The sequence below is a fragment of the Staphylococcus sp. FSL W8-1207 genome (assembly GCF_038003745.1).
Lineage (GTDB): Bacteria > Bacillota > Bacilli > Staphylococcales > Staphylococcaceae > Staphylococcus > Staphylococcus equorum.
Genome location: NZ_JBBOPU010000001.1, coordinates 349,719 through 371,934, shown reverse-complemented (window position 1 = coordinate 371,934; position 22,216 = coordinate 349,719). Strand labels below are relative to the sequence as shown.

Annotated in this window: 17 protein-coding genes and 1 pseudogene; 8 read left to right on the top strand and 10 right to left on the bottom strand. The window is 32.0% G+C overall.

Going from position 1 to position 22,216, the window contains the following annotated elements; genetic code table 11:
- Nucleotides 1-152 precede the first annotated feature (152 nt).
- Entirely contained in the window at nt 153-2,300 is a 2,148-nt protein-coding gene (locus tag NSR03_RS01715) for a DNA topoisomerase III (RefSeq protein ID WP_340719172.1), read from the top strand.
- Between the two features lie 95 nt (nt 2,301-2,395).
- On the opposite strand, the gene NSR03_RS01710 is transcribed toward NSR03_RS01715, so the two are convergent.
- The 3 genes and pseudogenes from NSR03_RS01710 to NSR03_RS01700 form a co-directional block, all read right to left on the bottom strand.
- A complete protein-coding gene (locus tag NSR03_RS01710) occupies nt 2,396-5,533 on the bottom strand; it encodes a DEAD/DEAH box helicase (protein ID WP_285336411.1) in 3,138 nt (1,045 codons plus the stop codon).
- Nucleotides 5,523-6,236, bottom strand: coding sequence for a Hachiman antiphage defense system protein HamA (locus tag NSR03_RS01705; protein ID WP_340719171.1), 714 nt, complete (start codon nt 6,234-6,236; stop codon nt 5,523-5,525). The genes NSR03_RS01710 and NSR03_RS01705 overlap by 11 nt, the downstream gene beginning before the upstream one ends.
- Nucleotides 6,237-6,609: 373 nt before the next feature.
- Nucleotides 6,610-6,921 (bottom strand): annotated as a pseudogene (locus tag NSR03_RS01700) (toprim domain-containing protein); the annotation flags it as partial.
- 122 nt (nt 6,922-7,043) lie between these two features.
- Here NSR03_RS01700 and NSR03_RS01695 point away from each other — a divergent pair.
- From NSR03_RS01695 to NSR03_RS01685, 3 genes are all read left to right on the top strand, one after another.
- On the top strand, nt 7,044-7,913 hold the full coding sequence (locus NSR03_RS01695) for a GNAT family N-acetyltransferase (protein WP_069813218.1): 870 nt from the start codon (nt 7,044-7,046) through the stop codon (nt 7,911-7,913).
- A gap of 189 nt (nt 7,914-8,102) precedes the next feature.
- Nucleotides 8,103-8,960: a RhaT/GlcU family sugar-proton symporter gene (locus NSR03_RS01690; RefSeq protein WP_002506959.1), complete on the top strand. Its 858-nt coding sequence runs from the start codon at nt 8,103-8,105 to the stop codon at nt 8,958-8,960.
- 170 nt (nt 8,961-9,130) lie between these two features.
- Nucleotides 9,131-9,922 carry a glucose 1-dehydrogenase gene (locus NSR03_RS01685; RefSeq protein WP_069813219.1) on the top strand — a complete coding sequence of 264 codons (792 nt, stop codon included), beginning with the start codon at nt 9,131-9,133 and terminating at the stop codon, nt 9,920-9,922.
- A 303-nt stretch (nt 9,923-10,225) separates the two neighbouring features.
- Here NSR03_RS01685 and NSR03_RS01680 read toward each other — a convergent pair whose 3' ends face one another.
- Nucleotides 10,226-11,134 (bottom strand): AEC family transporter, encoded by a 909-nt coding sequence (locus NSR03_RS01680; protein ID WP_002506957.1) that lies wholly within the window; start codon nt 11,132-11,134, stop codon nt 10,226-10,228.
- 149 nt (nt 11,135-11,283) lie between these two features.
- Between NSR03_RS01680 and NSR03_RS01675 the strand changes: the two genes are divergently transcribed.
- Both NSR03_RS01675 and mspA read left to right on the top strand, forming a co-directional pair.
- A complete protein-coding gene (locus tag NSR03_RS01675) occupies nt 11,284-11,460 on the top strand; it encodes an SE1832 family protein (RefSeq protein ID WP_002511448.1) in 177 nt (58 codons plus the stop codon).
- Nucleotides 11,461-11,524: 64 nt separating this feature from the next.
- The gene (gene mspA / locus NSR03_RS01670) at nt 11,525-11,842 is read left to right on the top strand and encodes a membrane stabilizing protein MspA (protein WP_002506955.1); all 318 of its coding nucleotides are present in this window, start codon (nt 11,525-11,527) and stop codon (nt 11,840-11,842) included.
- A 224-nt stretch (nt 11,843-12,066) separates the two neighbouring features.
- Here the strand turns inward: mspA and NSR03_RS01665 are convergent, their stop codons facing one another.
- The 3 genes from NSR03_RS01665 to NSR03_RS01655 form a co-directional block, all read right to left on the bottom strand.
- Complete coding sequence (locus NSR03_RS01665) at nt 12,067-15,240, bottom strand: efflux RND transporter permease subunit (protein ID WP_069813221.1); 3,174 nt, start codon at nt 15,238-15,240, stop codon at nt 12,067-12,069.
- A gap of 209 nt (nt 15,241-15,449) precedes the next feature.
- Nucleotides 15,450-16,700: a lipid II:glycine glycyltransferase FemX gene (locus NSR03_RS01660; protein ID WP_002506953.1), complete on the bottom strand. Its 1,251-nt coding sequence runs from the start codon at nt 16,698-16,700 to the stop codon at nt 15,450-15,452.
- Nucleotides 16,701-17,067: 367 nt separating this feature from the next.
- A complete protein-coding gene (locus tag NSR03_RS01655; protein WP_002506952.1) occupies nt 17,068-17,829 on the bottom strand; it encodes a VOC family protein in 762 nt (253 codons plus the stop codon).
- A 219-nt stretch (nt 17,830-18,048) separates the two neighbouring features.
- Here NSR03_RS01655 and NSR03_RS01650 point away from each other — a divergent pair, with 219 nt between their 5' ends.
- Both NSR03_RS01650 and NSR03_RS01645 read left to right on the top strand, forming a co-directional pair.
- Entirely contained in the window at nt 18,049-18,483 is a 435-nt protein-coding gene (locus NSR03_RS01650) for a MarR family winged helix-turn-helix transcriptional regulator (RefSeq protein WP_002506951.1), read from the top strand.
- Nucleotide 18,484: 1 nt separating this feature from the next.
- On the top strand, nt 18,485-19,693 hold the full coding sequence (locus NSR03_RS01645) for an MFS transporter (protein WP_021338409.1): 1,209 nt from the start codon (nt 18,485-18,487) through the stop codon (nt 19,691-19,693).
- 80 nt (nt 19,694-19,773) lie between these two features.
- Here NSR03_RS01645 and NSR03_RS01640 read toward each other — a convergent pair whose 3' ends face one another.
- The 3 genes from NSR03_RS01640 to mobA all read right to left on the bottom strand — a co-directional run bounded on the left by NSR03_RS01640 (nt 19,774) and on the right by mobA (nt 22,213).
- Nucleotides 19,774-20,124, bottom strand: a complete 351-nt coding sequence (locus tag NSR03_RS01640; protein ID WP_002506949.1) for a SarA family transcriptional regulator — start codon at nt 20,122-20,124, stop codon at nt 19,774-19,776.
- Nucleotides 20,125-20,565: 441 nt separating this feature from the next.
- Entirely contained in the window at nt 20,566-21,588 is a 1,023-nt protein-coding gene (gene moaA / locus NSR03_RS01635; protein ID WP_056935824.1) for a GTP 3',8-cyclase MoaA, read from the bottom strand.
- Between the two features lie 16 nt (nt 21,589-21,604).
- On the bottom strand, nt 21,605-22,213 hold the full coding sequence (gene mobA / locus NSR03_RS01630; protein WP_021338411.1) for a molybdenum cofactor guanylyltransferase MobA: 609 nt from the start codon (nt 22,211-22,213) through the stop codon (nt 21,605-21,607).
- Nucleotides 22,214-22,216: the final 3 nt, after the last annotated feature.

Here is a 22,216-nt window from a genome sequence, read left to right as displayed (position 1 = left end):
ACTTCACAACAATGTAATAGCAATAAATGTCAGAATCGTTTTGGAATTGTGTTGTTAAATAAATCAATGACTTTTAACTTTCATAAAACCTCCCTTATATTTCCTATGATATAATTGTTATCAATCATTTTTGAAAGGACGTTGAATGAGTAATGAAGAAAAGTGTAGTTATAGCTGAAAAGCCTTCTGTAGCTAGAGATATTGCACGTGTACTAGATTGTAATAAAAAAGGCGATGGCTTTTTAGAAGGAAACAAATATGTTATAACTTGGGCACTTGGTCATTTAGTTACTCTTGCAGATCCAGAATCATACGATATTAAATATAGAACTTGGAACTTAGAAGAGCTACCTATGATTCCTTCTAATTTAAAAACAACTACAATAAAAAAAACCAATAAACAGTTCAACTCAATAAAGAGGCAAATGAACCGTTCAGATATAAATGAGGTCGTTATAGCAACCGATAGCGCAAGAGAAGGAGAATTGGTTGCGAGATGGATAATAGATAAAGCTAATATAAATAAACCAATTAAACGACTGTGGATCTCATCAGTGACTGATAAAGCAATTCAAGAAGGCTTCAAAAACTTAAAAGATGGTAAACAGTATGAAAACTTATACCATGCAGCTGTAGCACGATCTGAAGCAGATTGGTACGTTGGCTTAAATGCAACAAGAGCCCTTACTACAAAGTTTAATGCTCAATTATCTGCAGGACGAGTGCAAACACCAACTGTAGGTATAATAGCTCAACGTGAAGAAGAAATAAAAAACTTCACCCCAAGAAAATATAATGAAGTTACTTTTAAGTCTAACAATGGCATAAATTTTCTCTGGAATGATGATAAAAATAACTCCAGAATTTTTAATAAGGAACAAGCAGACAATCTTTGTAATAAAATGAATAACCAAACAGCAATTATAAATTCTATTGAAAAGAGTCAGAAGAAAAAAACTGCACCACAGCTATATGATTTAACTGAGTTACAAAGAGATGCTAATAAAATATACGGGTTTTCCGGGAAACAAACGCTACGCTTAATGCAGCAACTTTACGAGAGACATAAAGTCTTAACATACCCAAGAACTGATTCTCGAGTTATTTCATCAGATATTGTACCTACACTTAAAGATCGAATTAAAGCATGCAGTGTTGGTGAATATAACAAACACACTAATAAGTTGGCTCGTAAAACTTTTCACTTACCAAAATCTGTAGTAAACGATAAAGCTGTTAGCGATCATCACGCAATCATTCCAACAGAAGAGCCCGTTTTTATTGATACATTGGATACCAATGAAAGAAGAATTTATGATTTAGTGATAAAGAGATTTTTAGCAGTACTGAGTGAACCTTTTGAATATGAACAAATAAAAATAATAGCAAAAATAAGTGGAGAAACACTAGTTGCTAAAGAAAACCTAACTACAAAACTAGGTTGGAAAGAGATTTACGGAGAGAAACAAAGTAGCAAAGAAAGCAACCTTAGACAAGGCCAACACATTGAAGGTCAGCTTCTTCTTAAAGAAGAGAGTACGTTACCTCCTGAACGACATACAGAAGGATCCCTGTTAAAAGCGATGGAAAATCCAGTTAAATACATGGTAGATGCTGATAAAAAAATGACGGAGACACTTCAAGCTGTTGGAGGAATAGGTACTGTAGCAACACGTGCTGATGTAATAGAAAAGCTTATCAATGGTCGGTATATAGAACAAAGAGGGAAGTATCTGCACCTAACTAAGATTGGAAAACAACTGCTGGATCTTGCTCCTGAAGATCTTCGTTCCCCATCTTTAACGGCAGAATGGGAAGATAAACTGCTCAAAATTGAAAATGGAGAGTTACAAAAAAAACAATTCATTTCTGAAATAAAGACATATACTAAAGATATTGTTCAACAGATTAAGAACATGGATGAAACTTTTAAACACGATAATATCACTGGAACTAAGTGCCCTAAGTGTGATGATTTTATGCTAGAAATAGAAAATAAACAGGGTAAATTTTTAAGGTGTAAAAACCAATCATGTAATAATAAGAAGAATATCTATAAAAACACTAATGCTAGATGTCCAAACTGTAAGAAACGGTTAAAGCTCTATGGTGAAGGTGATGGACAAACATTTACATGTGTATGTGGACATAGAGAAAAACTATCTGCTTTCGAAAAAAGACGCAAAAAACATCAAAAGTCCAAGGTATCTAAGAAAGACATTGATAAATATGTAAATAATCAAGATGATGAATTTGTAAATAACCCTTTTGCAGAGGCTTTATCAAAACTCAAAGATTAAATAAATATATTTTAAAATCATCTCTCGCTAGTTAACATAAAACAATCCGCATTTATAGATACAATGCGGATTGTTAATTAGGTAATAGTTTATTGTTATTCTAGTACATTAATTAATACATTTGAAAAATATGAAGGATAAGCAGTTAATTTTTCTTCTATTTTCTTTCTGTTGGATTTTATTTCAGCTATCAAAGAGTTTTTATTTATATAGTTCTCATCTAAAAGAGAATATATTTCATTTGAAATAATACGATCAGAGAAGCCAAGTTCGAAAATTGATATTTCCTTTTTATACCTTAAACCATATTTTAAATTTTTCTGGAGTAATTTTAACCTTTCAATTGTCTCTGAATCTACATCCATTTCATGTGATTCAATAACTTTAATGACAGATGCAATAACTAATGTCGCATCGTAAGCAAAGGCATTATCACAAATTCCTACGATATGATTCATTGTGAGATTTCTTTGACCTACCATTATTTCGCCTATATCTTCTATACCAATAATCTCAACGTAAGGAATACTATTCATCCAATTAATTGCCATATCTTGCAGAATCTCAGGTTTATTAAAGTTATTAAAATAGTTGTTTTGTATGCTTTCTTCTAGTAAAGGCCAAATAGTTTTTAATAAATCCTCTTCATTACCACACTCATTTATTTCAAGCACATAGGTGAAGACCCAGGCTTCTATACCAAGTACTTTATTCGTTCCATATAATGTTGTTCCAAAGTCTTTTTTTCTTTTATTCTCTGGTATTTTATCAGAAATATTTTTTGCAACCACTCTAAATAATTTAATTATTTCTTGTGCAATATCATCGTTCTTTTTATCTGATTCTTCTGTAGTTAAAAAATGAGCAAGTGTCTTTTTAGCTAATTCGTCTATTTCATTTTCATCTTCATCAAATGAATTTTCCCAATTTGCCATTAAAAAACTTTCTACGGAAGAGATGACATTTAATCGTTGAAGTACTTGTCTTCTTAATCCATCGAATGAATATTTTTCATTTTCCAAGGCGATATTTTGAAGCTCGTCATCCACGCTCTCCGTATTTTCATAGTTCATTTTGACAAGGTATGGAACATCAATTTCTATATATCCATCTCCTTTATCAGCATAGAGAGGTTTAAATACATTTAGCAATGAGCTTGAAATTGACTCAGAATTATCTGGGTTAAGCAATGTATTTATTTGCTTCCATTTTCTATCATTTCCTCTATGTACGTAATTTTTTAGTATCTCTGGGTCTGCAAAAATTATACTTCCCTCTGTATGCATACCAGATCGACCCACACGGCCTATAAGATTATGGAAATCTCTAACTCTAAGCCCTCCATATCTTGGGCTTGGGTTAAGTTTAGATAGTATCAAGTATCTTATTGGTAAGTTCACTCCCTGGGCTAAGGTTGATGTACAAATTAAATATTTGGCTAATCCTTTTCTCATCGCATACTCAACCGAGATACGAATTCCTCTAGGTATATCACCATGGTGAGTAAGAATGCCAATTTTAGCGGCAAGAGTAGTAGAATTTACACCAAGATTTTTCTCATATAAAAAATGAAGGCGTTTAATCTCGTTAAAGTCTGATTCTTCTACTGGTGTTGGGAAAGAAAAACCTCTTTTGTAGGCGTCAATTATCAAATTACACATTAAATTGATGGAATCTTTTCTTTCCGAAAAGATTGCTACAGCACCTTTTCCGACAAGTTTCACTCCCAAAAATAGAGCAATACTATGTGCATCACTCTTGTCAGGGAAGAACCTTTCTCTTAGTTCTCGACCACTTAACTTTAAAGGATATTCCATAAGTACGTTAGGTACAAGAAAATCTAACTTTGGTTTTTTATCTATCGAAAAAAATACTAAATCATTACTATCTTCATACCATCTTACTAAAGCTAGAGTTCTATACGTTGGTAAAAGATTATTTCCTAATATTATCGCACCTTTTTCACCATTCAACCATTCATTAAGTGAATCTACGTTATTTATAATTGCTGAAATAAGTATTGATTGAGCATTTTCAGGAATTAAAAACTTCAATGAGGTCAAAAGCAATTCATACGTAGTCCCTCTAGATCCATTATCAAATTGGTGACCCTCATCATATATAATTAAACCAATCTCATTGCTTAATTCTGGAGAGTTCCTTAAAATATATAAAAGTTTTTCTGGAGTAACTACTAATATTTGTTTTCGCCTTATAATGTCGGCAATCTCAAAATCCATTTGAAAGACGTCGGTCATTTCGTTTACACTAATTTCCTCATTATAAAACTTGGTTTTTAAGTCTGTACTAATCTCATTACAAAGTGCTCTAAACGGAGCAACAATTATTGCTAATGAAGTTCTGTTGGAAAGGAAAGCACTACGCACAATTATTTCTGTTGCCTTTGTTTTACCAGCACTGGTGGGCATCTGTATAAGTCCAGAATCACCTTTAAAAATACCTTCTTTACCAATCATATGTTGCGCTGGCCAAAGTTCTTGTATAAAGGAATCCTTTTCAAATGAGTTTCTCCACACCTCCAATGGCAATTTCGAGTATTCTGGCAAACTAAACCAAACAGAGTTTCTTAATCTTTTTTTTGTAAGTGCACAGATTACATCAGCAAACAACAGTTCCCTGGCTGTCCCATATTCATAACTTTCTTTTCTTAATCTATCGGTTGCTTTCAGTAATTCATTTATACCAGCTCCTGTTTTATAAAATTTACGGTAACCTTCATAAATTTCTATGAGATTATTTTCAAATATTGTATTTTTTACATATAAAAAACTACTAAATTCTCCTTCAAGAATCCAGTGTAATAAATCTTCTATACCTCGTGCTTCTAAATCAATATCATATCCTTTTAATTGATTAATTAAAACACGTGTGCTACCAGGTAAATCACAAAGATAATACGATGCAGCCCCAACTAACAAAAGGTACGGGTTCATTTCCTCATTTAAACGAGCCTTTAGATAGGAATCAAAGAATTGCGCAGGAAATTGGACTGTACTATTATCCAAATTGTCTAATTCATCTCCTTCAAATGGTGTTTCGTTAATTAGATAAGTCAAATCACCCAAGATGCCTATTGAGATGTCAAAAAGACGAGATGGGTGCCTGTCTACTTGAAGTTTAATTTGATCCTTAAAATCTACGTTATACTCAAACATTTTAGCCTTAGACCGTGTTATGTTTAAGATATCTAGAGAATCTATATCAGGCTTCATCAGCAGCCCTCCTATAAAGATTATGTACAAGGTCCATCATATCGTCGCCACTAATAATCAGTAATTCTAAGTCCTCTTTTTCTGGATGATTAGAGATATCAACTTCCGGAATAGTATCCGGATTATAGATATCTGATGAGAACAATGCTGCAGCCCCAAAAATTCTTTTATGCGGTCTATCTACTAAGTTTTGGAATCTTTCGACCATCTGAAATTCATCTTTTTTGTTTTTATCTTTGTATCGTTGTTTGACCGCGTTTAAAGATTCACTTAACCTGGCTATGTCTTTTGCTGAGTGATCAACAGCATTTTGTAGAGTATGCTTTGCATCGGGTTTTGTTGTCCCAGTATAATTTGCTTTTACTTCGTAAACAATCAGCTCATCGTCTGGTGAAGGAGTTCGGAAGTCATTTGTGAACTTGAATCCTATAAGGTCACTTCCTTGTGTTGATGAGTTTGGATTAACTTTTCTATCATAACGCGTTCGTGGTACGAAATAATCAAAGAAATACTCAAGAAAATCTGCAATCATAATCTCACTAAAATCACCTGAACGTGTAGCAGGGCCAGGTGGAAAAATTTCATCTGGAAACTTTCTCAATCTTAAATAATCTGCTCTGGATAAGCCTTCCGCTCTCCTCATACAATCAATTTCATAATCATCACAATAATGATTTCGGAAATGTTTTGCCCACTTACTCATAATAGTCGATTTTTCGTCGTACTTAAAAAACCATATGTCCACAACCTCTCCTGTTGACAATGTCTTTTTACCACTTGTATCATTATACAGCCAATCTAAATATTCAAAGTTTTTTGCATTCATAAATATCAACCCTCTTCAATTTGATAAACTCATTATGTAAATAATGGAATAGATTAAGCTAAAATATTATATTTATGAGTTGATTTCGTAGCCGGGATTAATAAAACTGTACATAATTAGTATCACGAAATTATTTCTGTACATAATTTTATTTTTGTACACGTATCAAAAAGCTTTTCCACACTATAAATACAGTAGAGAGGATAAATAATTACTGTATGTACATATATATTTATAGAGATACGTCAATATCTGTTGCAATGATGATGTCTTTAACATTATTGTTCTTAATTAAAGATTGAACTGTTGAAAATTGTTTTCTTGTCTTACTTATAACAACAGTTTTCATTTTATTTGGTATAATAGGTAAAACATCAAGTTTCCATTCTTTATAATTATTATCATACTGTTCTGGCGTAGCATTCGTTACTAAATGTCCTAACGCCCAAGTGACAATATATTTATTATTTTCAAAGTAGCCATTGCGCTTTTCATTAACATTCAAAGTATTTGCAATGTCTCTACCTACTGAAGGTTTTTCAGCTATAATTAGTGATTTCATAATTTCGCCCTTTCAATTTCAATATAATATTTATTGTAACATGTATATAGCACATCGAAACTTCCATTTATTTCAAAAAGTTCCTATAATTAACTTAAATAGTTTACAGACGGAGGTATTTTATGAAAACTATCAAATTAAACGACTATGACCAGATAGAGCAATTTATAATTAACGCAGATTATCGCTCAGCTTCTTATTTATACAAATTACCACCAGCACATAAAAACATTACAACTAATATAAAACAACTGATTGAAGATCCAGGCGTCTATGCACAAATAAATGATCAAGACCAAATCATTATGCTAATTTCAGCCTTTCAATATGAACAAAATAAATATAAAGTTCTTGGTCCTTTCGTGAATAAATCAGTTTCACCATCAGTTTCAGCTTTTCAAGACTTATTTGAATCCTTAGCACAGAGCAAATCTGAGTCTACGAGTTTCAACTTTTCTTTTGAAGAAACAGAACAAAATTATTTAGATTTTATGAAAACTATCCAATCTTCTTATAGTTTTACAGATTATTATTTAGTAGCATCACAAGATATTGGTGAAATTGAGCACGCACAAAACATCACTGAATATCAGCCAGCTTACTATCGTTTATTTAGTAAATTGCACGAACACACATTTAAACATGATGTTATGACTGCAGATGAAATTGTTGAATCACTAGATGAGCATCATCGCCTATTTATCTTTATGTCTGAGGGGCTACTGAAAGGTTATCTCTACCTTCAAATATTTGAAAATAGTCATAAGGCAGAAATTAAATATTTTTCTTCACACTCTGATTATAGACTTAAAGGCATAGCATTTGATTTACTATCACACGCTATACACATCGCGTTTACTAATCACGATATAGAAAAAGTTTTTTTCAAAATACGTAGTAAAAACACGACACTCGTTGAACGTTTTAATGAGCTAGGTTTTAATATCAATTATGAATATAAAAAATTTAAATACGTCGCTGCTCATATTTAATTCGTTATACCTTTATAAGCTTAAAACAGTTACCCTTCATATTTCACAATGATGTAAAATAATTTTGTATATAATCTAATATTTTTTACTATATTAATATTTTGCTTTAAAATATCATACAAGGGCAATCTAAGATAGTTATTTTGAAAGGAAAGTATTATTTAAATAGAGAGTGAGTGAAGATAAAGTATGGATATATTAATTGCCCTTTTACCCGCGTTATTTTGGGGAAGTGTTGTTTTAATTAATGTGCTCGTTGGTGGTGGCCCTTATAACCAAATTAGAGGTACTACATTTGGTGCATTAATCATTGGTATTATTTTATTATTAACTGGCAATGCTGAATTTGGTGACCCCACTATTATTATTGTCGGCTTAATTTCAGGTGCTTTTTGGGCACTTGGTCAAGGCTACCAATTGAAATCAATTAGTTTAATTGGTGTGTCTAAAACAATGCCTATCTCTACTGGTTTACAATTAGTAGGTACAACATTATTTAGTGCTGTATTTTTAGGTGAATGGAGTACTGGTACTCAAGTTACACTAGGCCTACTCGCTATGGTATTACTCGTTATTGGTATTGCTATGACGTCTATTAAAGGCAAAAATGAAGCATCAGAAAGCACGAAAAACTTTGGTAAAGCAATGCCTATCTTATTAATTTCTACTGTAGGTTACGTCGTGTATGTAGTTATAGCTCAAATCTTCGGTGTAGATGGAATGAATGCCCTTTTCTTCCAATCTATAGGTATGGCGATTGGTGGCTTAATTCTATCAGCTAAACACGAAACATCAATAAAAAGTACTGTATGGAATTTAATTCCAGGTGTTATTTGGGGGATAGGTAATTTATTTATGTTCTATTCACAACCCAAAGTCGGTGTAGCAACAAGTTTTTCATTATCCCAATTATTAGTCATCGTATCTACACTTGGCGGTATTTTCCTATTAGGTGAGCGTAAAGACAAACGTCAAATGACTGGCATATGGGCTGGTATTGTTCTCATTGTCATTGCTGCCTTTGTACTCGGAAATATTAAAGGTTAACATTAACAATCAAATATCATGTATTACAAATAGATAAACAACATTAAGTTTAAGGCAACGACAATTTTTCATTGCATATTAAATGATTAGTGACTTTCACCTCTAATCATTTAATATTTGTCTTAAACTTTTTGTTTTATACTATTACTATCAAGGAGGCGTCATACATTATGTTTAAAGACTTAGAAGGTAAAGTTGTAGTGATTACAGGTGCTGGTAGCGGTATTGGAAAAGCTATGGCAGAACAGTTTGGTGATGAAAAAGCCAACGTCGTTATAAATTATCGCTCAGAACGCCATTTAGAAGTTGTATCTCAAACTATTAGATTAATTGAAGATGCAGGCGGCAAGGCAATCAAGGTACAAGCTGACATATCAAAAGAAGATGATGTAGAACGTTTAATTCAATCTGCTGTAGATCAATTTGGTACACTCGATACCTTAATTAATAACGCTGGATTTGAAAAACCGATTCCTACACATGAAATGCCTTTAGAAGAATGGCAAAAAGTAATTGACGTCAATTTGACTGGTGCATTTATAGGCTCAAAAACAGCTATAAACCAATTTTTAAAAGAAGATAAAAAAGGTGTAATTATCAACACGTCAAGTGTTCATGATAAAATTCCATGGCCAAACTATGTAAACTACGCAGCAAGTAAAGGCGGATTAAAATTAATGATGGAAACAATGTCGATGGAATATGCACAATATGGTATTCGTATTAATAATATTTCACCGGGAGCTATCGTTACTGAACACACGAAAGAAAAATTCTCTGATCCAACAACACGTGAAGAAACATTAGAAATGATCCCATCTAAAATCATTGGCGAAGCTAGTCAAGTTGCTAACGTCGCAAGATTTTTAGCTTCTGACTTAGCGGATTATATTCATGGCACAACAATATATGTCGATGGTGGTATGACAAATTATCCTGCATTTATGGGTGGTAAAGGTTAAACTAACATTTAATCTAGTGAGCAATCATTAGCGCCAGCAAAAAGCACACTTGTAAATAACAAGCGTGCCCTAGGTGAGACTGAGACAAAATACATGTCTCAGTCTCAATTATTATATTGGCAGTGGATGACTGAATTGAAAATGTACTTATATCAAACTTTTAAACAACTACTACTTCGTTTATGAAGACAAGTAGTTCTTATACATGAACTTTAGCTTTTGCATTGCATTTTCTAGTCAGCCTTGTGGGACTCGGCTCATACGCTGAAATATTTTCAGAAAAATGAGATTCCTCCCCTTCACTTATACAAATAAAGCTTGGTAAATGTATAATATAATTATACTAATAACAATCGTTAAATTGGTGACCATACCTACCAGTGGTAATGTCTTATATTTAAATTGAATTGCATAAGGTATGATGGCTACACCTACGGGTAATAACCATGCAACCTGTAGTGTAGTTTTTACCATTTGATCATCAACTGGTAAAAAGAAATATACGAGTAAGCCAGCGATAACACCTAGACCATAATGTAATAAAATGTACTTCATCGCAATTGGTAAAAAGCGTTTATCTATACTAAAATTCAACATTAACCCTATCAAGATCATCGATAATGGCATATTAGCCCCTGATAGTACAGAGAAGAAATCAATTACTGGATCTGGAAAATGAATATTGAGCATATTTAAAATAAACATGATGATATATGTCATTAACGGTACTGATTTAAGAAGATTTTTCGCTAAATATTTAAAGTCAAAACTATCACCTGAACTACTAAAATAGCTTCCTACAAAGTAAGTAACCCCAAACATAATAATTGCGCCACCAATATCTACCATACCAAAATAAATCATACCAGTATTTGGCCATATGGCTTCTACTAGTGGATATGCAAATAAGCCTATATTGAGTGAAGCCATCATCATACCAGTTGTCCCTCGTATTTGATTATCATATTTCATAAAGAACCATACCATGATTAATTTTGTTAAAACACCATATAAAATCATCAGTATAGGTAAGACAGAAAGAGATAAATCTAAATCTGCTTCGTTTAAATTAACTATCACGAGCGAAGGCAATGTGACATTTAGAACTAATGTTGCAAAGACTTGGCTGTCGTTTGCCTTAAAGTAATTAATTCTTTTAAGTGCATAACCTAATGCAATAAGTAAAATAATTATGATAAATTGTTGGGTCACAATAAACCTTCTTTCGTTACATCTTTTCGTTTTCATTCCATTTTCATACTTTAACATATAACTCGGTTATTTTAGAAGCTTTCAATTTCATGTTATAATTTAAACTAAAATAGTGTGGTTAGTGCCGCATACAAAAGGAGTGTGTAAAAATGGATTTAAAAGAAAAATTAGCTGAACTAAAATATGATTATGTGAGACTACAAGGTGACCTTGAAAAAAGAGAGTCCGTCAATCAACAAGTTGACCCATTATTACGACAACTTGAAGACATAGAAAAAGAAATTGCATCTGTTCGTTCAGAAATTAGTCAAAAAGAACGTAAATAACATCCTAGTAAATCAATTTTTTACGTGCTAAGATTAAGTGCATACATAGAAAGGATGTAATTCAATGCAACTGTACCTTATCTTTTTACCAATATTATATCTTATAGTAAGCTACATCAGTGTATTTAAAATGCCAACAATCATTACACGCATTTTACGTATTATTATGGCCTTGCTCTTATTATTTGTTGTAGCAATTACAACATTATCCTTCCCTGCAGTAAACTGGTGGGTGTTCATCGTACTATTACTTATCATTGGCAATGTAGAAATTACAGCATTTAAAAACGGTAAAAAAGATTCTAAAGCCGTTCAAATCTTAAATATAATTACAATTTTACTATTTGTGGTATACGCTATTTTAGTATTAGTATTATATTAATTATTTAAATATTGAGTATTGAAGTAGTTGCCTATTTCAATACTCTTTTTTTTGCGTAGTGCATTATTTTCAGTTAACTGACAAGATAAGCTCTAAGAAAACAAATGATTTATTCTGTATCTTTTCTATATAATGACAAATAAAACTGCTTACACATATAATACTGTGTAAGCAGTTTTTCTGTAGGCATTTATTAATACATCCTAATATGAGTTACCTATTTTTTACTTTTTCTTGTTACGTTTATTTATAATTTTATCTTTCAAACTAAATAGTATTTCATAAATAACAGGTACTACAATTAGCGTTAATAATGTAGAAGAAATTAACCCACCTATAACTGTCGCTGCCATACCTTTTGAAATAATAATTGAGCTGTCTTCACCAAACAACATTGGTAATAGTGCACCAATTGTAGCTATAGCTGTCATAAGAATTGGTCTAATACGCGTACCACCAGCTTCTAATAATGCGTCTTTCATTTCCAGACCTTGTTTTTCTTTATTAATAACTCTATCTACTAGCACAATCGCGTTTGTGACTACGATACCAATCAGCATAAGCATGCCTATCATACTTGGTACTGATATTGTTTCGCCAGTTAAGACAAGTGCGATTACTACACCTATTACAGTATATGGAAGAGAGAATAGAATTGTAAATGGTGCAAGCGCACCTTTAAACGTAAGAACAAGCACTAAATAAACAATTATTATTGCTGCTATCATTGCTAGCACCAATTGAGAAATAGCTTTGCTTATATCTTCATTAGCCCCTCCTACTTTAGTTTCTACGTTATTTGGTTTATCTATATCGTTCACTTTAGATATTACTTTTTGAGCCATACCACCGACATCATCGTTTGTTACTTTTGTAGAAACTGTTGCAGTGTAATCACCCGCTTCTGTTTCTATTTTATTAGGTGTGGATGATTTTTCTAAATCGGCAATCTCGCTTAACTCAATAGATTGACCAGTTGGTGTTTGTACTTCTGTGCTTTCTAATTTTTCTTCTGTCCAGTTTTTATCTTTGTCTTCTTTAACTTTTACATCTATGGATTTACCTTTTTCTTTAACAGTCGTAACCGTTTGTTCAGGTGTATTTTGATTTAATGTCATTGCTAATTGCGAAGCTGACAAACCATAGCTTGAAGCTTTATTTTGATCGACTTTGATATTATATTGCTCATAAGTTTGTGATAAGTCTGACTTAACATTAGCTAATCCTTTAATATCTTTCATTTCGTCTTCAACTTTTTTTACGGTTCCTTCTATCGAATCTAATGATGGACCTGTAACTGCAATTTCTAATGCTTTGTTGTCTGTGCCAGTACCCATATCTTGATTACCCCAATCACCAGGGTGTTTATATTTTTCAATATGACTGAGCACTTTATCTGGTTCTTCGTCAAAATTTGGTGTGTTAGAATCATATTCCACCATTATCGCCATGCTGTTTGAACTTCCAGTAGGGTCAGTTGGCGTCGCACCACCAACTGAATATTGAACAGTATTTACTTTATCTTTTTTATTTAAATATTTCTGTACTTCTTCCGCATGATTCAAAACGCCTTCTTCAGTTTCACCAGGTTCTGGTGTATATGTAAGTGTCATATACTTATCTTCACCTGTGGAAATGAAACTTGTACCAAGTTTAGCAGCACCTAGCCCTATACTTGCTATCAAAATGATTGTACTAATAATAATAACAATCCATTTATGGTTTAATGACCAATTTAATACTTTTTTGTAATTACTACCTATCAAACCTAGTTTCTTTTCTTTATGTTGTTTGATTCCTTTTTTAAAGAACGTTGCACTTAATGCTGGAACAATTGTTACAGAAACAAGAAGTGACGCTAATAAACTAAAAGCAATTGCAAGTGCAAATGGTCTAAACATTTGCCCTACTGAACCTGTTACAAAGACTAGTGGCAAGAATACAATAATTGTCACTATAGTAGATGATAAAATTGGTTTGAATACTTCACTTGTAGCACTTATAACTAATTTATCTCCGCTTAATTGCTCTTCCTTATCTGATAATCGTCGGTATATATTTTCTACTACTACGATAGAGTCATCAATCACACGTCCTATAGCAACGGTTAATGCGCCTAAAGTAAGAATATTTAATGAAACATCTGATAATTTCAATGCCACCATCGCTATTAAGATAGACATTGGTATGGATAAAATTGAAATTGCAGTCGTTCTTATGTTTCTTAAGAATAACAAGATTACGATAATCGCCACCATTGTACCTAAAGCTGCTTTTTCAATCATAGTGTAAAGAGAATCTTGTATAGGTTTCGCTGTATCCATGACTTTAGTTGAAGTGACATCAGGATTTTCTTTAACAAATTTATCAATTTCATTTTTAGTATCTTCGGCTACTTTTACAGTGTTAGCATCTTGTGATTTAGTAACCTGTACATTCACCGCATCTTTACCATTTGTTTTGGAAATAGACTCACGTACATCGCCTACAGAGACATCAGCAATATCATCTAATTTTACTGATGGTACGCTTGCTCCAGCACCTTGCATTGCTGAACCTTGCGAAGAAGCTCCCGAACCATCTTGACTTTGTGCTGCGCCTTGTTGAGTTGAACCACTTGCACTTTGTCCTTGAGTGCTAGAGCCAGCACCTGCAGTTAGTGGGATTTCTAAATCTTTCAATGCATCTACCGATGTGAATTGACCATCGATAACAACAGATTTTTCTGTCTTATCAAATTGGAATAATCCGAGTGGCGTTTCACTTGTAGCACTCTTTAGAAATTGTTGAACACTTTCTGCACTTAAACCACTTTCTTGTAATTTATCTTGATCAAACTTCACAGATACTTCTCGTGACGTTTGACCGTTAAGTTGTGCAGTTTGTATGCCTTCAATTGTTTCTAAACGTGGGATCAGTTCGTTGTTAATTTTATTTGTCGTATCTTTGAGGTTATCTTCCTTATTACTAAATGAATAAGCTACGATAGGAAATGCATCCATTGAACTTCTTGTCAGTTCCGGTTCCTCAACCTCTTCATCAAATTTAATCTTATCGATTTCTTTCTGCAAATCATTTTCCGCTTTATCCATATCTGCAGTTTCTTCATATTCTACAGATACCATTGAAGCATTTTGTATAGATTGAGCGCTTACGCTTTTAACATCAGACATAGACCTAACTTGACTATCTATTTTATCGCTAATGTCTTCCTTTACTGTTTCTGGGGTTGCACCCGGTAATGCTGTTTGTATTGTAATTATAGGTGGTTCGGCATCTGGTAATAGTTCGAGTTTCATTTTAGAACTCGAGTATATGCCAGCTAATATAACTAACAAGACCATTAAGAAGATTGCAAATTTATTTCCTAATGAAAACTGTAATAATTTTTTTATCATGCGCTTAATCTCCTCTCGTACTTTCATTTCGTTATATCTAATTTACCATAAGTCTCTAACTTACAATATCATACATGCTAATAATTTTATAAAATATTTCGATTTTTTAAATTTATTTAGTATTTAAAAAATGCACAGTATAAAGTTTTATAAAATTTAAATCAAAACTTTATACTGTGCATTTTTATGTTTAACTATTTTATTACATTTTACTTACTTCTAAGTTTACGAGATATTCTAATTTTTGCCTTAGTAAGCTTCGGTTTTACATTTTCAATTAATTGATACAGTGGTTTGTTTAATACATAATCAAACTCACCTATTTTTTCACTTAAATATGTGCCCCAAACTTTTTTGAATGTCCATAAGCCATAGTGATCGGAGTCTTTATCGGGATCATTATCAGTACCACCAAAATCATAAGTTGTTGCGCCGTGTTCCCTAGCATATTGCATCATAGCAAACTGCATATGATGGTTTGGTAGAAAATCACGATATTCATTTGAAGAGGCACCATATAGATAATATGATTTGTTACCTGCGAACATTAACAACGCGCCTGACAAATAAATACCTTCAGGGTGCGATAGTTCTAATTTTTCCATATCCTCAATTAATTCTTGGGTTTTAACGATTTTATTATTTACATCGTTGATTTTATTTAGTGTTTTTTTATCTTGTTTTTTTTCAGCTAATTTAACTTTTTCTTGCTCAAGCTGTGATAAGTCTTCTCTTAAATCTTCGAGTACTGGTTTAGGCTCTAATTTAACTAAGAATAATTCTGCATCGCCATCTGGATTCATAGCATCGTATATATTTTGGAAATAACTAATATCACGTGTTAAAAAGCCATCACGTTCACCTGTAATTTGCATTAAGTTAGCAAATGTTTTTAAGCCTTCTCTATTAGAACGCTCAACAGTCGTACCACGTTTTAAAGCTAATCTGACTTTTGAACGATTACGTCTTTCAAAACTTTGTATAAGTTCTTCATCCGACTTTTCAATTGGTGTTATCATTGTCATTCTTGGTTGTATATAATCTTTAGATAAACCTTCTTTGAAACCTTTGTGTTTAAATCCTAGTGATCTTAGGTTTGTTAATGCGTCAGCACCTTTGTCTACTTCAACATCTGGATCAATTTTAATAGCGTACGCTTTTTCTTCTTTTGCAATTTGCATTGCGTACTCTAAAAGCGTTTCTAATGCGAGTTTATTACTGTAATCTGTAACAAAACCTCTAGAAATATAGCATAACGTATATGGTAACTTAGGTACCTTTTTGAATAATAGTTGAGCAACGCCTTTTACTTCGCCCTCTTCTCCAACTGCAATACGTTTTGAATACCATCCAGTTAGTGTTTTTGTTTCTGCCCATTTTGTTAATTGTAATAAATCACCCTGTGGATGCGACTTAACAAATGCATCATGCGCTTGATTTGTGATATTCATCTTTTCCATACAACTGATGTCTCCTTTACCAATTCAATACTTTGATATTATACATTGCTTCGCTCATAATTTCACATATAAACAATTCATTTGTTATACTATATTAAAAGAAAAAACGAGGTGTTTTCATGCGTATTTTTATTATTGGATTATTACTGATTATTAATTTAATCTTTGTAGTTCAAGCTTTTATCGAACCACTGTCAATATCATACTTAAGCTTAAGAGTAATTTTAGCAGCGTTGTCTTTTGTTATATGTGTTTACTTATTATTATTACGCACACATAAAGTCGCCACGTATTTAACTATTTTAACACTTATTATTTCATTGATACACATTTTCATTATTGCACATAGCGCATACCTTTATATTTATTAATCTGCCTCGAACTGATAGCTTGCTCCTCGAATAATTAAAGTATACGATGATGAAGTTTTATCGTCTCTTAATGTGACTGATTTATACCCTGAATGTTCACCATCATAAATGTGGTAAACGACATCATCATTTTTTAATTTTAATGCAGTATATGTTTTAGTTTCACTTATTTTTTCCATATCAAACCAATATTCCCATTTTTTTACAGTATGCTCTCGTTCTGTGCTGTGTATATTAATTGTTCTAATCGTAAATTCTTTTTGTTGCAACGGTTCTAATTTTGCATTTCTCACTTCTTCAGCTTCACTCCACTGTATAAAAAATGGTGGTTTTACTCTATAGTCTGGATCTGCAATATAAAGCAATTTCCAAGATGTTTTATCACCTTTCACATTTTCCCTATGCATATCTATGGGACCAATGACCTCTATATTTCTCGTTTCCAAATCTTTTTTCAATTGATGAATATCTTGCGTACGAAATGCCAGTGTTTTTATACCTTGACTATAATTATCTTGTACTATTTTAGAAGGAAACGATACACGTCCTTCATCTGTTTTTATCATTTTTAATAATACGTCGGGTTTATACACGTCTAACAACTCTATATATGCATTATTCAAATAGGCTAATCTGTTATAAGTTCCCAACCTTTCATGGTGGCCACCTTGATGTAATTTAAACAAATGCCCCGGATATTTAAAGTTATCTAATTGATGAATATAATGAATCATATGATCTAATTTTAAATACTGCATTAGGTATCTCCCTTATTTTAGCTTTAACTATATCTTAACAAATTGTATACCACTTTACTTGTCTTAACTAACGCTACGTAATAAATTTCTTATCTCCATAAACTTTTTCTTGAATTTTAATGATTTTACATCGCCTACTATTGATTTTTTTATTAAAAAAGAATAGAATAAGTATGCTGTAAATTAAGTTAGCAAAGCTAACTATATTAGGAGGTCATTATGGAAAAAAATATTATATTTAATAACCTTATTGCAATTTATAGACCATACACAAAATTGTTTCAACCTATATTTGAAGAGTTTGATCTATATCCTGCTCAATGGTTAGTATTTAAAGATATAGCATACAATGCGCCTACTACTTTGGTACAAATATCAAAGCGCCGTGCCATCGAGAAACCAACGACACGTAAGATTTTAAAAGTACTTTCTGAAAAATCATTGCTTTCAATTGAGCCTGGAATTGATAAAAGGGAGAAATTATTAGCACTCTCAAAAGAAGGTCAGCTATTATATAACAACATTAGTACTCGAGTTGATAAGGTACAAGATCAGCTTATTGAAGACACAGGATTATCTGAAGGCGATCTTAAACAGGCGGTTAAAACTATTCAATCAATACATGAAGCTATAACAAAAATGGAGGAAGGGTAATATGAATCAAGCAATACCAACAAAATCACCCATATGGACAAAAAGTTTTAATATAAACTTTATAACCAATTTTTTAATATACTTATGTATGTACTTACTTATAGTAATAATCGCCAGTTATGCTAAATCTGAATATAATGTTTCAGATAGCACCGCTGGCTTAGTAACAGGACTCTTTATCATAGGTTCCTTAATTGGCCGTTTTGTAACTGGTAAATATGTAAATAAAGTCGGACCGAAACGTATATTGTTAATTGGATTAGTATTTTTACTCGTTACCCAATTGTTATATTTTATAGAAGGTTCTATAACATTACTCATGTTTACTAGACTAATCAACGGTATTGCTACAGGAATTACTACAACGGCAACAGGCACCATCGCTGCTTATGTCACGCCTAATGATAGAAAAAGTGAAGGCATTAGTTTATTTTCTTTAAGCCTTGTTATTGGTGCAGCTATTGGCCCTTTCCTTGGTTTACTATTAATTAATACTTTTCCAATTAAAATGTTATTCTTAATTTGTCTTGTTTGTGGTGTAGTAAGCTTATTAATTTCTTTCTTTGTAAATCTACAATTTAAGCTCGATACAACTGATACAACTACTCAAAAAACAACAAGTAAAAAATTCAACATTAATAATTACATTGCAAAAGAAGCCATACCTGTAGCAATAATTATGTTGATTTCAGGTTTAACTTATTCTTCAATACTTACATTTTTGCAATTCTTTGCTCAAGAGATAAATTTAGTAACGATTTCTAGTTACTTCTTTATATTTTATGCCATTGCATCATTGATCACTCGACCAATTGCAGGTCGTCTCATGGATCAAAAAAATGAGAACGTCATTGCATATCCTGCCTTTGTATTCTTAATCCTTACATTCGTTACTTTAAGTATTACAAATAATGGTTGGTTACTCATTCTTGCTGGCTTGTTCTTAGGTGCAGGTTATGGAAATATTTCATCCTGTATGCAAGCTATTGCCATTAAAGTATCACCACCTGCTAAATATGGTATAGCAACTTCAACCTATTTTATCGGATTAGATTTAGGAGTTGGGTTTGGACCATATGTTTTAGGCTTTATGACATCCTCCGTATCTTATGCACAATTATATGCTATTATGGCCGTCATCGTACTTATAGCAGCTATTATTTATTTCTTCTTACATGGCAGAAAAGTTAAACAACTTAACTCATTGTAATAAAAAGAGAACGGAAAGGAATCAAATTTTGATTTCTTAGTCCCGTTCTCTTTTTTATGTATGCTTTTATGTAGGCTTGATTATTGTGCTACTTTAATCGTTTCTATTTCTTGTATAATATCATCAAAAATCTTAGTTTGAATATCATTGAAATAATAATAAACTTGTCTTTCGTCTGTCTCAGAGCGAACTTTAGACATGAGTTCTTTTTTATAAATTTTTCGTATAATCACGTCAATCTTGCTCGTGTCCCATAACATTTCGAAATGAAGTGTATCTCTCAATTCTTTTCCGCTAATTTTTTTAGCTTCATACACTTTATACAACACAACAAATTCTTCAATTGATAAATGATGTACGGTCTTCAACCAATGTTTTAATTGACTTAATGCTCTTTCAGAAGTTATAAAATAAGATACTTTACTTTCCATAATAATGGCCTCCTCATCGTTTTTTCTTGTTGTTTTAATGGCTTTATAATGAATATGCTTCGAAAATATTATATAATATTTTCTTCATTAAATCTATTATTTTAAAAGTAATAGATAAATATTTTTTACTATTGTCTTTCATTTATATAGCTTCTTATACATAACAAGCATTTTTTTGTTTTAATTAAATCCCTAAAGTAAATATAAACATTTTTTACTAATAGAATATCTTAAAAAATCTTTATTTTAAAATTTGAAAATGTCTATTATTAACCTTTATTTTGTTAAATAAATAGAATAATTTTTTATCTTGTGATTTAACACAAAAAACGCTGAGAGCATATTTATTTAAGCTGCTCCAGCGTTTTATGATTTTAGATATTATGTCAGCGTCAAAACTATAACAAGTCTAATAGATAGATTGACAACTATCTAGTGATACTAACCACCAATATAATTCATATTAATTTTTTTGCGCTTTCTATTTGCTACAGTTTGTTCCGTACGTTCATCTGAATATCTATCATCTCTAACGTTCCATAGTACTTTAAATTGTTCAAATAGCTCGTCATCAGTTGCTCCAGCACGCATAAATGATTTCACATTAAAGCCATCTACTGTACTAAATAGACAACTATAGAACTTACCGTCTGATGACAATCGACCGCGTGTACAAGTAGAGCAGAAAGATTGAGATACACTAGTGATAAGACCAAACTGCGCACCATTATCTTTATGACGATAATATTTAGCGACTTCGCCAAAATATTTTGGCTCAACAGATTCAATATCAAACTCATTTTCTATCATATTTAACATTTCATCTTTTGTTACCACTTTACTAAAATCCCATCCATTATCGTTTCCAACATCCATAAATTCTATAAATCTAATCTCAATATCTTTCTCTTTGAAATACTGAATCATAGGTAGAATTTGGTTATCATTTACACCTTTTTGTATAACCACATTTACTTTCACATGGAATCCTATGGAAATTGCATAATCAATCTGTTGCAATATTGTAGAAGCTTTTATATTTCTATTATTAATCGCTTGAAACACTTTGTCTTCAATTGCATCTAAACTTACATTAATACGTCTTAAACCCGCATCATATAATTTTTGACCATGTTTTTTTAACAATAAGCCATTTGTCGTTAGACCAATATCCTCTACGCCATCAATCTGATTCAATTCATAAATCAATTTATATAAATCACGTCTGAGTAATGGTTCACCGCCTGTAATACGTATTTTTTTCACACCTAATTGTGTGTATACTTTCGAAATACGTACCATTTCATCAAATGTAAGAAGCTCGTCTTTAGGTAAGAAAACAAAATCATCGCCAAAGATTTCTTTAGGCATGCAATAATCACAACGGAAATTGCATCGATCTGTAACTGATAATCTTAAGTCACGTATCGGCCGCCCGAGTTTATCAGTGATTTGTTCTACCATATCGTTAGCCCCCCTTTTATCTATTTATAATTTCATGTTGTAAAGCGTCCAAATCATGCTGGAAATTAATATTTTTATACCAATAATCAGGTGATTCAATTGTATTAACATCTAACCAATCGCTTGCAACTTTAGTATAAACATTCTTTAAACTATAATCATCTGAATTCAGTGCCTTATCAATGTAAGTTAAAGTATGTGGACTGTAAAAGGCAAGTGTAGGTATCGGTTTACCCGCTTCTTTAAAACCTGCAATATCTAACTGGTCTTCAATAAGGTGTTCCACCATAAATTGATATAATTTACTTATCGCTTTTTGAGTAATCATAGGTGTGTCAACGGAAATAACAAAGAAAAGTTCTTCCTCTAGGTGTTGGCTCATGACTGATCTAATACCTGCCAAAGGCCCTTTATCTTTATTCTGGTGTTCATCTATAATTATATTTGGGTAATCAAATTGTGTCGCAAGATTTTCATTGGTACTTATAATAATTTGATTAAACATGTTCGTTGCTTCTAACACATCTATAATTCGCTCATAAAATGTTTGCGATTCAATTTGTGCAAAAGCCTTAGGTTCACCGAATCTCTCTGACTGTCCTCCGGCAAGTATAATTGCTTTCATCTC

Excerpts from the sequence above, each read along its gene's own strand:
- NSR03_RS01640 (WP_002506949.1), bottom strand. The coding sequence starts at position 20,124 with ATGGAAAGTAAAGTATCTTATTTTATAACTTCTGAAAGAGCATTAAGT.
- NSR03_RS01675 (WP_002511448.1), top strand. The coding sequence starts at position 11,284 with ATGGATTTAAAAGAAAAATTAGCTGAACTAAAATATGATTATGTGAGA.
- moaA (WP_056935824.1), bottom strand. The coding sequence starts at position 21,588 with ATGGTAGAACAAATCACTGATAAACTCGGGCGGCCGATACGTGACTTA.
- NSR03_RS01705 (WP_340719171.1), bottom strand. The coding sequence starts at position 6,236 with ATGAGTAAGTGGGCAAAACATTTCCGAAATCATTATTGTGATGATTAT.
- NSR03_RS01715 (WP_340719172.1), top strand. The coding sequence starts at position 153 with ATGAAGAAAAGTGTAGTTATAGCTGAAAAGCCTTCTGTAGCTAGAGAT.
- NSR03_RS01685 (WP_069813219.1), top strand. The coding sequence starts at position 9,131 with ATGTTTAAAGACTTAGAAGGTAAAGTTGTAGTGATTACAGGTGCTGGT.
- mobA (WP_021338411.1), bottom strand. The coding sequence starts at position 22,213 with ATGAAAGCAATTATACTTGCCGGAGGACAGTCAGAGAGATTCGGTGAA.
- mspA (WP_002506955.1), top strand. The coding sequence starts at position 11,525 with ATGCAACTGTACCTTATCTTTTTACCAATATTATATCTTATAGTAAGC.
- NSR03_RS01655 (WP_002506952.1), bottom strand. The coding sequence starts at position 17,829 with ATGCAGTATTTAAAATTAGATCATATGATTCATTATATTCATCAATTA.
- NSR03_RS01690 (WP_002506959.1), top strand. The coding sequence starts at position 8,103 with ATGGATATATTAATTGCCCTTTTACCCGCGTTATTTTGGGGAAGTGTT.
- NSR03_RS01660 (WP_002506953.1), bottom strand. The coding sequence starts at position 16,700 with ATGGAAAAGATGAATATCACAAATCAAGCGCATGATGCATTTGTTAAG.
- NSR03_RS01665 (WP_069813221.1), bottom strand. The coding sequence starts at position 15,240 with ATGATAAAAAAATTATTACAGTTTTCATTAGGAAATAAATTTGCAATC.
- NSR03_RS01645 (WP_021338409.1), top strand. The coding sequence starts at position 18,485 with ATGAATCAAGCAATACCAACAAAATCACCCATATGGACAAAAAGTTTT.
- NSR03_RS01650 (WP_002506951.1), top strand. The coding sequence starts at position 18,049 with ATGGAAAAAAATATTATATTTAATAACCTTATTGCAATTTATAGACCA.
- NSR03_RS01710 (WP_285336411.1), bottom strand. The coding sequence starts at position 5,533 with ATGAAGCCTGATATAGATTCTCTAGATATCTTAAACATAACACGGTCT.
- NSR03_RS01695 (WP_069813218.1), top strand. The coding sequence starts at position 7,044 with ATGAAAACTATCAAATTAAACGACTATGACCAGATAGAGCAATTTATA.